This is a genomic window from Mycobacterium heidelbergense (assembly GCF_010730745.1).
In the GTDB taxonomy this organism is placed as follows: Bacteria; Actinomycetota; Actinomycetes; order Mycobacteriales; family Mycobacteriaceae; genus Mycobacterium; species Mycobacterium heidelbergense.
In genome coordinates, this window is sequence record NZ_AP022615.1 from 4,976,884 (window position 1) to 4,989,650 (window position 12,767).

At 61.4% G+C, this 12,767-nt stretch carries 13 protein-coding genes and 1 pseudogene; 6 read left to right on the forward strand and 8 right to left on the reverse strand.

The window, feature by feature from the left end:
• Positions 1–74: 74 nt before the first annotated feature.
• The 3 genes from G6N25_RS23085 to G6N25_RS23095 all read right to left on the reverse strand — a co-directional run bounded on the left by G6N25_RS23085 (position 75) and on the right by G6N25_RS23095 (position 2,644).
• A complete protein-coding gene (locus tag G6N25_RS23085) occupies positions 75–866 on the reverse strand; it encodes a methyltransferase domain-containing protein (protein WP_158084903.1) in 792 nt (263 codons plus the stop codon).
• Positions 841–1,173 (reverse strand): hypothetical protein, encoded by a 333-nt coding sequence (locus G6N25_RS23090; RefSeq protein ID WP_142272732.1) that lies wholly within the window; start codon positions 1,171–1,173, stop codon positions 841–843. Before G6N25_RS23090 ends, G6N25_RS23085 begins: the two co-directional genes overlap by 26 nt.
• A gap of 274 nt (positions 1,174–1,447) precedes the next feature.
• Positions 1,448–2,644, reverse strand: a complete 1,197-nt coding sequence (locus G6N25_RS23095) for a hypothetical protein (protein WP_142272733.1) — start codon at positions 2,642–2,644, stop codon at positions 1,448–1,450.
• Positions 2,645–2,853: 209 nt separating this feature from the next.
• On the opposite strand from G6N25_RS23095, the pseudogene G6N25_RS23100 reads away from it, so the two are divergent.
• Positions 2,854–3,270 (forward strand): annotated as a pseudogene (locus tag G6N25_RS23100) (cytochrome P450); the annotation flags it as partial.
• A gap of 69 nt (positions 3,271–3,339) precedes the next feature.
• Here G6N25_RS23100 and G6N25_RS23105 read toward each other — a convergent pair.
• Entirely contained in the window at positions 3,340–3,873 is a 534-nt protein-coding gene (locus G6N25_RS23105; protein ID WP_083075146.1) for a hypothetical protein, read from the reverse strand.
• 1,134 nt (positions 3,874–5,007) lie between these two features.
• Between G6N25_RS23105 and G6N25_RS23110 the strand changes: the two genes are divergently transcribed.
• The 4 genes from G6N25_RS23110 (at position 5,008) to G6N25_RS23125 (ending at position 8,928) form a co-directional block, all read left to right on the forward strand.
• The gene (locus G6N25_RS23110; protein ID WP_142272734.1) at positions 5,008–6,072 is read left to right on the forward strand and encodes a PPE family protein; all 1,065 of its coding nucleotides are present in this window, start codon (positions 5,008–5,010) and stop codon (positions 6,070–6,072) included.
• A 1,385-nt stretch (positions 6,073–7,457) separates the two neighbouring features.
• A complete protein-coding gene (locus tag G6N25_RS23115) occupies positions 7,458–7,973 on the forward strand; it encodes a MarR family winged helix-turn-helix transcriptional regulator (RefSeq protein WP_232065892.1) in 516 nt (171 codons plus the stop codon).
• A 134-nt stretch (positions 7,974–8,107) separates the two neighbouring features.
• A complete protein-coding gene (locus tag G6N25_RS23120) occupies positions 8,108–8,563 on the forward strand; it encodes a hypothetical protein (RefSeq protein ID WP_163672549.1) in 456 nt (151 codons plus the stop codon).
• A 62-nt stretch (positions 8,564–8,625) separates the two neighbouring features.
• Positions 8,626–8,928, forward strand: a complete 303-nt coding sequence (locus G6N25_RS23125; protein ID WP_083075153.1) for a winged helix-turn-helix transcriptional regulator — start codon at positions 8,626–8,628, stop codon at positions 8,926–8,928.
• Positions 8,929–9,010: 82 nt separating this feature from the next.
• Here the strand turns inward: G6N25_RS23125 and G6N25_RS23130 are convergent, their stop codons facing one another.
• The gene (locus tag G6N25_RS23130; RefSeq protein ID WP_158084904.1) at positions 9,011–9,175 is read right to left on the reverse strand and encodes a hypothetical protein; all 165 of its coding nucleotides are present in this window, start codon (positions 9,173–9,175) and stop codon (positions 9,011–9,013) included.
• A 304-nt stretch (positions 9,176–9,479) separates the two neighbouring features.
• Here G6N25_RS23130 and G6N25_RS23135 point away from each other — a divergent pair, with 304 nt between their 5' ends.
• Complete coding sequence (locus G6N25_RS23135) at positions 9,480–9,851, forward strand: hypothetical protein (RefSeq protein WP_083075154.1); 372 nt, start codon at positions 9,480–9,482, stop codon at positions 9,849–9,851.
• Between the two features lie 542 nt (positions 9,852–10,393).
• Here the strand turns inward: G6N25_RS23135 and G6N25_RS23140 are convergent.
• The 3 genes from G6N25_RS23140 to G6N25_RS23150 all read right to left on the reverse strand — a co-directional run bounded on the left by G6N25_RS23140 (position 10,394) and on the right by G6N25_RS23150 (position 12,691).
• Positions 10,394–11,047, reverse strand: a complete 654-nt coding sequence (locus tag G6N25_RS23140; RefSeq protein ID WP_083075155.1) for a DUF5642 family protein — start codon at positions 11,045–11,047, stop codon at positions 10,394–10,396.
• A gap of 142 nt (positions 11,048–11,189) precedes the next feature.
• A complete protein-coding gene (locus tag G6N25_RS23145; protein ID WP_083075241.1) occupies positions 11,190–11,879 on the reverse strand; it encodes a hypothetical protein in 690 nt (229 codons plus the stop codon).
• 59 nt (positions 11,880–11,938) lie between these two features.
• Entirely contained in the window at positions 11,939–12,691 is a 753-nt protein-coding gene (locus G6N25_RS23150) for a hypothetical protein (protein ID WP_142272735.1), read from the reverse strand.
• Positions 12,692–12,767 lie beyond the last annotated feature (76 nt).

The window sequence follows — 12,767 nt, forward strand, 5'->3', positions numbered from 1 at the left end:
ATACGAGTTTCGTTCGGACTCGCTGCGTATCCTGATCAGTAGCGCCCGAGTCAGTTCAGCCGTTCGATACATGATTATTGGGCCGCGGCGCCGTCGCCGACATCACGATTCTTCGTTGCAAGCGCGAAGAAGTCGGTTCTGGTGGTTGTCATATCGATAATCTCAAGCCCCACATATCGCAGGATTTGTTCGATCAGCTGGATGTCAAACACATGGTGATGGAGTGTTCGGTTGTGAAAATTCTTCAGGCTACGCTGTCTAAAATGCTCCAAGTCGCCGGCGGGCGGATCCATCGGCAAGTCGTGGAGCGCCAAGATTTCGTCTAGATGCGTAAGGTCGTCCTCGCCGACGTCTTGCGTGAAATCGTCCAATAAGTGCTCGAACTTCGTGAACGGGCGTCGATGGTCGAAGTTGCTCTGCTTGTTGGGAAGGACGACTATCATAGCTCCGCCCTCCTTGATCACCCGTTTCCATTCCGTGAGCGCCTTGATGGGGTTTGCGACGTGTTCCAAACAGTTCGACGACAGCAGGAAATCGTATCGTGCACCTGCGATTTCGCTTAAATCAGTTGCGTCGGAAATAAATTGGCGGCCAGACCTCTTATAATAATATTTAAAATTCCCCCCCTCCTCAATGTTGCCTTCCCAAACGGTTTCCGTAGAGAAGTTGACACCGTCCAATCCAGCCACGAATCGATAAAGAGGAAGCACTGTTTTAAACAGTGCACTCGGGCCGCCGATTTCGATCCCGTGCTTGTCCTCGACGAATCGGCGGTACTTTTGACGAATAGGCAGCCGAAATGGTGCATACTTGACACTGTAAAACAAGTCAACGGCTGATTTAGATGCCGTTCCCATGGTTACCATCCGCATTTTCTTCCTCGTAAGAGCTGATCAAAGCGCTCATAGGATCTCTTGCTTGCACGACGTTGCGCCCCTCCGGGACGGCCACGATCGTACTCCGCAGCGCCAAAGAGCCTGCAACACCTTGTCTTGCCAGACGGAGCGCGACCTTCCATTTGGCGGCATCGAACGCGAGCGCGTTGGCGGTGATAGCCGCCGACATCGTCGTCAACCCGAGAAGAACTAACAGCGTGAGCCATCGCCTGCCTCGTTCAGAGGGAGAGCGTTCGCCGATCTCACGGCTGCTCACCAGTGGGGCAGCACGGATCATGTTCCGACCGACGCCTCATTGTAGGCACCGCCCCGAACCAAGTAGTTACCGAGAAAGACGTTGCCCTTCCTTGTGTGGGCTGCCGCGGCAGCGGCCACGAGTACACACGCGCAACCAACGCACAGGCAGCAGACGCCAATCAGAGGAAGCCAAAGCCGGGGTGTGACAGATAGCCCCCGCTTAGCATGCCCGGATGATATCGAGACGACGTCGGCAGCCTCCCGAATCGATAGATCTATCTCCAGATGAGATCTCCGGTTACATGTCGTGCCCTTCACTGACGTAGCTCGACCCACCAGCCGCCACTATTGTCGTAAATCGTTTGTCGGCATACTCGCTCGCCGCGGGCCACGCACTGTTGCAGTCCGGCCAAACCGGGACGATAAGGGTATGGCGCAGCAATGAAGTCATACAACATGCCGCCCGCCCCCACGGCTAGCAGCACAATCGCAGCCACTGCCCACCGGCGCGCACCAATCACGGCCACCAGCATCACGATCACAATCGCAGTCGGCACTACGAAATGCCGTTGGCCGTAGCTGGGCGGAGGCATGTAGCCGTAGGCCAACACAGGCGCGGCTAACAGTGCGAAGTGCAGCAGCCACAACGCAACCGCGGTGCGCCTTAGCGCCACGACAGTAACCACTACCACGCCGACACACCAGATCATTGCAGCAACCGACAACACGATCCAGATAGGTGAATTCAGCAGGTCGACATGGCCGAAAAGCCAGCTCACGCCGATGCGCTCAACCCACACCCTCGGGAGGTAGCCCGGGGCTGCGCCCGGCGCCGGCCGATCCGACAACAGGAAGATCGCACCCTGAACCAGCGCCGCAGACACCACCGTGGCCAGCACGACAAGACTGTGGCGCGATCGCGTCCGCCGCCACCGCCAGACGAACCACGGTGCAAACAGTACGATTAACGGGCCACTCAAACCCAGAGCCCCCACGGCCAGGAGTTCACCAACCCTGCCGCGCCCGCTCCGCGGATCATCCGAGAGCATCAGCAAGAGCAGACTTATCCCACCCACGAAAATCAAGTTCGCGACATTGGCCAATGCTTCCGGAAGCGGCGGCATCAGACACAGCAACGTAAACAACACCGCCCGCAACGTCCTGCCGGGAATGATCCAATCGAGCCGCACCGACAGGGCCGGGACCAACATCGCCACATGAACCACAAGCGCAGCCACTGCGTACAAAACCGGGGCCGCAGTAGCTGGGAACGGCTCAAGCAAGGCCGCCAACATTCGGGGAATCAGATGCAGGTATCCGGCATACGGCTTAACGAATGCCCCGAGCCCGTTGTTATGTGCCTCAGCCAGGAAGATCTTGCCGTCTTCCGCGAAGAGTGCTGCATTCCACAGCCGCTGAACGCTGCGCAGAAGCAATAAGCTTGCCGCCAACGCCGCGACGACGTATAGGTAACGGTCTTGCTTATTCCGGGGAACCTCAAGTGAATTCACTGAGCCCTCCGTATACCGCCGTACGCGCCGGCGTAGCTAGGAACGCCGGGATATCTGACCGACACGCAACGCATCGTGCCATCTTGTCGTCCTTGCCGCTGCGTTTCTGCGCTCGACGACAATATCCGGGCCACTACCCAAGACTGACCATGTGGCAGCACACCGGGCTTTGATCGTTTCACAGCCCGCTGGGGTTGCCGCGCACACTCAGCCCGCACGCCTTGGGGAAATCCCGGCCGGTGATGGCGCGCCACGCCACTGACATGATCGCCGCCCTTGCCGGTCGAAACGGGTGCGAGGCGATGGCGGACTTCGCGCGCCTGTACCCCTATGGGGTGTTCATGGACCTCTACGGGCTGCCGCAGGAGGACCGAGACAGAGTGATCGCCTGGAAGGACGCCGCGGTGGACGGCAAGCCCGAAGGCAACGCGCTGCTGGCGTATTTCGCCGACGCTATTCAACGACGCCGGCAGAGCCCGGGCCCTGACATGTTGTCGCAGGTGATGGCCGATCCGGGTGACCTGAGCGACCTCGAGCTGCTCGGCATGAGCCACCTGCTGATCCTGTCCGGTCTGGACACGGTAGCCGCGGCGATCGGTTTCTCGCTCTCCGGCTTGAGCCGTCGGCAGCATGACGCTCCCCCCGGCACACCGGTGCGGTTGTGCACGGTTGAGCCTGCCGCGCTAGGAGAACTCTCAGGAGAAGGTGGTCTGTGCGCAGGTGCTCGGTGAGGTGGTGTTGATCCCGCTGTAGACCACCTGGATGTGGGTGCACACGATGACGTTGACGTCGGTCTTGGGCTGGCCCGTCGACCAATCGGTGGAATCGATGCGCCCGGTCGTCTGATACTTGTCCGGCGGTCCCTCACCGAAGTACACGGTGGTGATCTCATCACTGCCCATGGCCTTGTTCACCCGCTCGAACTGCCCGGCCGCGTGCGCATCAAGATAGGCCATCCGATTCGACGAGCGGACCTCGGTGGTCTGACGCGCCCACAACCCCGCCGGGAATCCGGTCACCCCATCGGGCGTACGCACATCGGCCCCGGCGATGAAGTCACAGTGCCCATCGGCTTTAAAACAATTGAGGAAGGCATGCGTCTCCAACTGATTGGGGCCATCCAACGGAAACAAAGTGGTGGCGGTGTTACTCGCCGCCACACACACCGGGGCCGACTGAAACGCCAACACGCCCCCGACGATCGCAAACCCCGCCACCAGCCTCCTCATCCCGCTCACCCTTCCCGATGCCTACCCGTCGAGCAGACCCCAACGTGAACTGGCTCCGCGACCACTCGTCGGAAGACCTCTACCGAACCAGATTCCGCGCGAGATTGACAGGCCAAAATCAAGTATCTCGTCGAGATCCTGCTGCTCAACCGGGCGCATTGCAACAGCCCCGGGCTCCGGATCGCTTTACAGGCGACGACATTTGGATACCAGGGACGAAAATCCCGATCGTTCGAGTGCCGCGGGCGGCGGGGCTTGCGTGGTGAACCTTACTGTCTCGCACCATGTCCCACCGAAAGGACAACCCGGGCCGCTACTGGCGGGTAGTTTCATCTTCAAATTTACAGGCCGACTCATGCATTTGCCAGTGGCCTAACTACGCTCACTTGACTAGTGATTATCTGGGTTTCGCCGCGTAGCCTGATTCAGGAGGCAAGGGGCGGTTTTGTCGATTTCCTCAAAACGGCATCATCTCTCGACCGGGCCTTCGGTACTGTTCCACACGCGTCAGATCATGGCGATCATCGGAGGACAGTAGATGCGGCTCATGCTTCGTATCTGGATTCGCTGTCCAACAACGTGAAAGGAACCTCGGTTACCGGCGGATGGCCCAATCCCCACCGGTGACTCCAGGGGGCTGCTGCTGGTTGACCAACACTCACCCTAACTGGCGGCAGACGGGCAGCTTTCCTGCAGGCCCCCCCAACCGCCGCAGGAAAGCTGCCCGTACGTCAATCGCGGCAAGGCGTTCGGTTGTCGTCTGCGCGGCCGACAACCGAACTCGGTTGTGCGGCAGGCGCTTGCGGCAGTTGGGTCACTGCCGTTGTATCGCGTTGCGCGATTCGCCTTCGTCGATGGAACTCGTTCTCGGGAAAGGGAATTGAATGAATTCGAGACACGACGATCGTCCATCACATAGCTCGGCGGGGTTTGTTCCGCGAGGTAGTGGCATCACATTTCCGGCTACGCACACCGAATCATTCGACGCGGCGGCCCACATTTTATCGAGCATTTGCTTTTCGATCGTTGCCCACCGCGCGTCGGCCGAGGCGCCGCCGCAAGCCTCTCCGAGTGCGGCACCATCCGAGGCGGCAGACGCGGCTGCCGCTGGCTAGAAAGACACTCGCGGTGAACATGTCGTTCCTTCCGCCGGAGGTCAATTCGGGGCTGATATATGCAGCTCCCGGATCCGGTAAGCTGGGCGCCGCCGCATCAGAGTGGGATTGCCTGGCGATGGGCCTACGTTCGACGGCCGTCTCCTACCAGACGGTGATCGCGGAGCTGATCACAGGGTGGCCCGGGCCGTTAGCAATCGGGATGGCCGGTGCAGCGGCCCACTACGCGTCGCGGATCGCCGAGATGGCCGCGCGGGCGGCCCACGTCGGTTCCAAAGCCAAGGCCGCGGCGAAGACGTTCGAGACGGCGCATGCACTGACCGTGCCGCCCTTGGTGATTGCGGCCAATCGCGCGTGGTTCGCGACGTTGGCGGCCACGAACCTGCTCGGGCAGAACACTCAGGCGATTGCCGCCACCGAGACCCATTACCTCGAGATGTGGGCTCAGGACGCGACGGCGCTGAACGGATACGTCGCGGCTTACCACAACGCGGTCAGGATGTCGGCATCCTCTCGGCCGGCGGCCAGCCCGCGGACCGAGGCACGTTGGGCACTGAGGTCCCTCACCTCGCGGGGTTCACTGCCGAGCACCTTCGGGCAGGTGGCTTCGCCGGACGCCACGCCGGTTGGCACGCACGGCACCGAAGGAACCACCACCGCCAGCGCTCCAGAACGCTTGGCGATGTACCCGATCAGCATGTTGGCGCGGGCGGCCCGCATGTGTCAGACGGGCGCCCGGGACCTGACGGCCAATAGCAGCGGGCTGCTCAACGGATTTGGTCAGCTCGTCGACTGCACCGCACAGTTGGTGGTGGACGGCGTGAGCGATCAGCCTCCCGTATGGGAGGCGAGGGTCTCTGTACAGATGTCGCACGCGATTTTGTTGGGCGGGCTAACGTTACCGCCGGCGTGGCTGGGCGCGGTGCGAGAAGTCGGCCATACCGCTCCGGCATCGCCGGTCGCCGGCGCCCGTAGATGGTCGTCGGCGTCGAGCACGCGCCGCGGGGCGGCGCAACTGACGCTGATCGAGCGCCTGGCCGCCGGGCCTTGGGCCCCGCCACCGGCGGAATGCCCACCGAAATAATTACCCGGGCTGAACGTCGCTGGCGCGTCGGCGCGAATCCCATTCTGCCGCAAGCCTTCCCCGGCTACGACCGGAAGGCAATTTCACCTTGAAACTCGCGAACTTCTTTCCGAGTTTGCCAGGCTTCCGGTGGCGTGCGTAATGGCAAGCAACTACCCGGTTGGTTGCGCTCCGCGTTCCGACCAACCGGTGGGTCATTCGCCGACCAATAGTGTTTCGGTATTGGGTCCGAGAGCATGGTGACCAGCGGTCGTACATCCGCTAAACTGTGTCTTGTGGGCTGCAATCGCTCGTGTGGATGTGTCCGCCGAGAAGTCAGCAAATTTTCGGAGAGTCCTCAATCTCGGGCTCTGGCCATGTCGCCACGGTCCCGCAGCGGCAACCCGTAGCTCTCAGCGAGCTAACGGAAATGTGGATGCCCACTCCCCCATGGCTGCGACCACCGCCGGGCTCCGTCGGTGTCGTACACCGGCCTCGCGCAATGCGGATATCGAATCCCCAACGGCGACTTCGGCTTTGCATCCTGATCATAATTAAAGTGACATTATAAGCAGTGGCACAGTCGATTTCGACTCATCGCGAGACGACCGCCTTTCCAGTCGCTTGGGCTGCGCCGCCCAAATCAGTGGGTCTAGAGGAACTTTCACCTTTCAGCACCGTGCTTAGAAAGCGTCCCGCGCATTGGATCGGCGAGCATCCGGTCATCATCGGCGCCAGACATCAAGTACCGCAATGTGATCCCGCACGTCGACGGCGTGCCACGTTGTGCAGGTGTCCAATAGGCGTTCAGCCGGTAGTGGATGTCCTCAAAGCGATCACCAGATCGAAAGCTCTTTTACCACCGTAAATTTGACGACGAAATGCGCTTTTCCGCTGACCACGTCGGGTCGTTCGCCGCCTCTGCGGATCCCGGCTTCACGTTTAACGCAAACTTTGCGGCCGCGTGGTTTGCGCGAGACTTCGGAAGTTGCGGGGAACGTCCCGCGTAGCTAAATCACACCACCCACATGCGCGGAAACCTGCCACTGCCGCAAAGCCGGAAGGTGACTAGACCTTGTTGCACCATTGACGCACTTAGCTAATTTTAAAATTACCTCTGTACTGCCCGTGAACTGCGCGTTATCCTAGGAGGAGCTGCACGTTGGCTATACGCTCTACGTGTGGAACGCGTTCTAGAATACTACCGATGAGTAATTTTCATCTTGAACCAGATGCTTCAGATTGACAGTTTTCTGGCACAGGGCGGAGGAGCCGTATGACCAGCACAGTATTATTGCCTAAGGGGTTGCCAACGGCCATTCCTCACTGGTGGATCCATGACAATCGCTGAAGTAGCCGTCGTTTCATCTCCTGTTCGGCAATCTTGTTGGATACCGTCCCCCGCCGTGGAGGAAACGGTTCTTGAGCCGCCGAAAAGTTATTTGCCTGGGCTCGGCGATACGGAGCAACGGTGCTGGCAAGCGTTTCTGGAATCGTCGGCACTGCTGCTGGAGACCTTGGACCGGCAGCTCGTCAAGGAGCACAAACTCACGCTGTTCGACTTCTTGGTGCTCTCCATGCTCGCCCGGTCGAACGGCGGCGGCTCGGCTCGGATGGGCGATCTGGCCCAAGCGCTCGCGGTCGGGCCCAGCCGAATGACGCAGCAGATCCGCCGCCTCGAATCAGAGGGCCTCGTTTGTCGTAGCCGCAGCACTAAGGACAAACGCGGGGTAATCGCGACCATTACCCGCGAGGGCCGCACGCGGCTTCAGCCCGCTACCAAAACCTATGCGGGACACATTCGCGAGCACTATCTCGACCAGATGACGCGCCAGCAGATGATCGCCATGGGCGATAGCTGCCGACGCATCAATCATCCGCTGCACAACTCCCAAATCTCGGACAGGTTCAGGCCTCTCTAACCACGGGTGGCGCGTTGGTCGTTTCTCGGGCCTGACCGGCTCGAGAAACGACGACTCGTCGTCGCCGCCGAAAGCCGATTTGCGCGCGGGCACAAGTATTTTCGCATTGAAGCGCCCCAAACATTGGGCGCCGAATGGGCCAACATCACGCGCGCCCAGCCGCTAGTCTCAGCCGCTATGAAAGCAATGCGGCAACCATTGTCGTCGATCTCGTTGGGGATCATCGTCGGCGGGTGCATGGGGCGGCCGGCTCCGCGCACCGGCGGCAGCTCGCTCGCCCCAGCCAGCTCAGGGCCTGCATGACCGACCATTTCGTCTACGTCGTCACCACAGGCCAATCCTCAATAGAATTCGACATCGACTCGGTGTGGACGACACAGTCGGCCGCCGAGGCGCGATTCAAAGAGATCGTGCTCACGAGGTTCCTGTTCTTCGAGCCGGTGACGCTGCAGAAATGGCCGCTCAACGCGCCGGACGGCGGTGCTTTCGTCACCGAGATCTGCAGCCTGTGCTGGTCGACCGTCTCCGACGACTGCGTCATCGAGGAGTTGGTCGACGAGCTGATTGAGCGTAGCCGCGCCAGTAGGTAAGGAATCCCATGGACGGCCCTGTTGCCGGCGTCCGACGCCATCGACCACGCCCTCGTGCGGCGATGGAGCTATTGGGCCAGCGATGGATACTGCGAATTGTCTGGGAGCTTGAGCCCGGCGCCCTGCGATTTTTGGAGCTGCGCCGCCGCATGGGCAACTGCTCATCGAGCATGCTCTCCGAGCGGCTTCGGCAGCTGTCGACCGCAGGCCTGGTGGTCAAGAACCCCGTTGGAACATGGGAGCTGACCGTCGCAGGCGCCCAGCTTGGGTCGGCACTGGCACCGGTGTGGGAATGGGCCGAGGGATGGGGCAGGGTGGCATTCGGCGCCGCGCTGCGGGCGCACTCCGGCACCAACCACGCCTGATCAACCCGAGCATCGACGGCGCCGGCGACTACGCTGTTGTGAAACACGCTGTCACGCCTGGCGTTATTGCTGAGCGCGGCGGTCAGCTCCGGACGGCGGCTACTGCCTTGACGAGCAATTCCACCCCGATCGCGCCGCGCAGCTTGTCTCCGACGAACGCCACCTTCTTGCACCCTTGCCGCGGGCTGTCGAACGGCAGCGGCTGGGATGTCTCTACCGCGATGATGAACAGCTGGCGAGCACGCACACTGACGCGATCGCGAGTACCACCTTCAAGAGGCAGCCATCCCAAGATGGCCTCTGCTGAGCAACCAGCATCCGGCACCACCCCCCGAACAGACCAAACCGGACGTCGCGGGCCCAGCCGAAAACAACTAGCCCCCAAGCTGATTGGCACTGCATGACCCATTACGGGTCAACCCTTAGATGCTGCAGACGGGGCCGGGGGGCCGAGGCCGCCACCTATGTCTGCAGTGCTGCCGCACAAGGTTGTCGGCGGTCTGTGGATGAGGAGCCACTAAGTATCGGCGGATGCCGGTACGCTTCAGGTCATGGATCCGGCGGATCTCGAATCGCGCGTCACCGCTCTCGAACACCAAGTGCGCGACCTGGCCGGGCGAGTACAAACCAGTGAGCAAGACGCCGCGGCGGCTCGTGTGCTCGCCGGAGCCGCCGACCGCGATGTCAGCGAAATCCGCGGCGACCTCCGCGAATTCCGCCAAGCTACGGCGGCAAGTTTCAACGCCCTGCGAGAGGACTTCGTCGATCTGCGGGAGAACTTCGTCGATCTGCGAGAGCACGTCAATCAAGGCTTCACCGAGATGCGCGGCAAATTCGACGCCGCCTCGGCAGGCCAACAACACATCGTCGATCTCCTCCAGGCGATCATCACCGATCAAGGACGTGACGGCCCGACGCGTTGATCGGCAACCCACCCGACGACGGACGCGCGCCGCAGGTTGTGCTCGGGATTATCGACAATGGCCGGCAGGGCATGCACTACACAGTCCTTATGAATTACACAGCCCTTATGAACTACACAGCGGATACCGTTGCCTCCCGAATTGCTTAAGGTTTGTTAAGCGCTGATCTACAGCGCGGAATGTGGCCGGCGCGCCTTCGCGTCTCTGGGTGGGTCTACCACCCCTAGACTGGCGGGATGAGCAATCCTTCGCCGGGGCCGGGTTGGTGGTTAGCTTCAGATGAGAAGTGGTACCCACCGCGGTGGGAGTACACATGTCTCCATGCGAACGGGCGCGATGGACTAAATGAAATCTTGCACAAGGCGGAAGAGCTGGGGCAAGAGGGGTGGGAGATGGTCAACTTCGTCGCCGACTGGCAGCAGGTATTTACAGCTGCGTGTTTCTTCAAACGGCCCTTCGTGCCCCTCGCGAGACAGCCACCTCAGCCGTCGGCGGTGCAATCATTGTGATCAGCGGCGTTCGCCAGGCCCAAGCGCCGGAAATCAACTCCGGATTGCGGCCACGGCCTTTACGAGCAGGTCACGGGCACGTTGAGTATCAATAGGCACGGCCGGCTGGTCGGGGTTCATCGTGGGACTGGCGATCACTACCACCTCGTAGTCGCCAAACTGCGCCGTGTAACGGTAAGCCTCGAGGGAGCGATCGCCCTCGGGTGAGTCGGTCTGCATCACACGCCGCTCCCCGAGCGTCTGCATCCCGTCGATCCTGGGCGCATCGACCGCCTCGATGGATCCCTTCATCTGGGGCCCGGAGAAGACCACCTTACTGCAGTGGTGCCCGGGATCGTTGGACGGCAGCGGCTGGGACGTCTCCATCGCTATAACGGTGAGCCGGTTGCCGTTGCCCTCGGCGGAGAGACCGGCCATGGTGCCACCCAGGCCCATTGGCATCTCGGGTCCGACCGCTACTTTTGCGCATTCGGGGGGAGCGAAGATGAGACCCGGGGGCAGCTTGTGTGCAGAGAAAAACTTGGGATCGATACCGCGTTTGGCGATGTCGTTGACTTTGAACTCGGATCCAAAGCTCGACTTCACCTGGTCGACCTTGCTGATGTCTGCCTTCGTCGAAGAGGCATTCGTACCCGAGCAGCCGGCGAGCGCACACATAGATACGATCGCGAGTACCACCTTCAACATGCCGGCCAATCTACCCAACGCGGATGCTCCGCAAGGCAACGCAAGAAAGTTTTGACGAGCCGATGGTGGCGCAGTGCTGCGACGTCCGTCCGGGAACGACGGCGGCGTCGAAAAACCGATGATGTTCACGACTGCCTATGCGTCAGCGATGAATTGGCGACAGGTCGACCACCAACCACCGGCCGCTTTCCTTCACCAGTCTCACCCGCAACGAGATCACCGAAAACTCCGACGGCACGTCGGGTCTGCTGCGGGTACCGCGCATGACCACCGCCACACTGGCCGCCGACGGCTCAATCGCCTCCACACCGGCCGAAACCGTCGCGGCCTCCGCCGTAACCAGACCCTGCGCCAGCGCGGCTGTGGACTTGTTGAACAGCTCCGTGAACGCGATGACATGATCGGGCACCATCATCGCCGTGGCGCGGGAGAGCGAAGCGGTCGGGTTCTGCGGGGAGAACGTCGACGCGTCCTCGGCCATCGCAGTGGCCACGCGCACCACCTCAACCGAGTCGCGTTTGAGGTCACGCTCTGGCACTGTCCATTGGGTGTAGGCCACCGCAGCCGCTGCCACCACCGCCGCCGTACACACCGTGACCACGAGCAGCCGCAGCCTGGGGCCTTCTTCGTCAGTGCCAATCGTCACCGAATAGCGGCGCACCCGAAACGCAACGTTGCCCACCACGCCGGCGACTACCAGCAGCACCAGCACCGAGCATGCCGACACCCACCACACCGGCCAGCGAAGAGCGACCCCGATCATCAGCAACGCGGCGATCGTGATCGGCGGCGTGGCGATGTCGAACGTGAGCACTTGCCACAGGCTTCTCAGGAACGCACGGTTGCCTAGGCGTCTCAGGAACGCCAGGTTGATCACGTTCGTGAACCTTTTCATCGGAGGGCCCTCAGCCCCGAGATCAGCAAGCTGTCGTCCACATCAGAGACGTCGACCAACAGGTTCCAGTACACCGTTTGCGACTGGGCGCCCGCGTTCCCGGTGACCGACGTGGCCGCCATCTGGATGGTGTCGGTGCGGCTACCGACCTTAGACGGCGGGGATTCGGGCGTTGGGGACGGAAACGCGCCGATCTCGCCCAAATCGTGGTGCACCGATTGGATGACCACCGACTCGATCTGGGTAGCCCGATACGACGGCAACCGCTGTACCGCTTCCCGGAACGGCTGCATGGTGGCGTCGAAACCCGCCTTGAGTTGACCAGCCGTTCCGTCGCGGAGCAGCCGCAGGCTGGCATCGAGGTTGTCGTTGTTCATGTTCATCAGCACCAGCGCCCACTCGGCGGCCGCCTTTTTCGCTCGGGTCTGGTAGTTGCTCTCATCGACGTCCTTGCGATGTGACGACCAGAGGAACACGCACGCGACGATCGCGGCAATCAGTAGCACCCCGAGGACGGCCGACACCATGCCATAGGCCGAGAACATTCGGCCGCCCGCCTCGTCCTCGTCTTCTTCGTCATCGTCGTCTTCTTCGTCATCGTCATCTTCATCATCTTCATCGTCATCGGCGACGTCACCGATGTCATCGTCGATGTCGTCGGATGGCTCGGCCGCTTCGCTGTCGATGTCGTCCGATGGTTCGGGCGGCTCGCTGTCAGACCGTGTATTGGCGGACTCTGTGTCGGGCATGGGCAGTTACGGGCGCGGTGTCCGCGTGGCGGACCCGGTCTCCCAATCCCCTTTCTCTGTCAATCCGTGCGCGCGG